The organism is Streptomyces capparidis, assembly GCF_054782095.1.
Genome location: NZ_BAAGTD010000140.1, coordinates 1 through 603, shown reverse-complemented (window position 1 = coordinate 603; position 603 = coordinate 1). Strand labels below are relative to the sequence as shown.

1 pseudogene is annotated in these 603 nt (G+C 68.3%); it reads right to left on the bottom strand.

Features of this window, described 5'->3' with window-relative positions:
• Positions 1-501: pseudogene (locus ACYVO2_RS37300) on the bottom strand (helicase); the annotation flags it as partial.
• Positions 502-603: the final 102 nt, after the last annotated feature.

Here is a 603-nt window from a genome sequence, read left to right as displayed (position 1 = left end):
GTCGATCAGGGCGACGGAGTCCACCGCCCGGATGTCGACCCCCTCGCCCAGTACCCGGCAATTCGAGAGGACGGCGATCCCGGCGCGGGTGGCGAACTCGCCCAGCACTCCCCGGCGCTTGTCGGTTTCGTGGTCGCCCTTCAGCCAGCCCGCCCACACCTTGGCCGGGTACCGGTCCGGGTGGGCGGCGTGCAGGCGCTTCGCCACGCCGACCAGGCCCTCGGAGAACGCCTGAGCCTCGATCACCCGGTGGTGGAAGGTGATCATCGTCTGCAACCGGTGTTCCACGGCCGTGCGCAGGATCGCCGCCTGGAGCGCACCCATCCGCAAACCCCGGACGCGCTCTTCCTTCCCTTCCTCGCTGCGCAGAATTTCCGGAGTGATTTCCGGATCCTCCAACTCCACAACGATGATCTGATACCGCGCGAGCAGCCCGAGAGAGATTCCTTGCGCGAGCGACATCTCGTACACGCGGGGCCCGAAGATGGCCTCGTCGTCCATCGAGGCGGCCAGTTCCTCCGGCAGCGGGTCCCGGGATCCTTCCCGCACCTGCCACGACGGCGGGCGGTCCTGCCAGACGCGGGGTGTGGCGGTCATGTACAG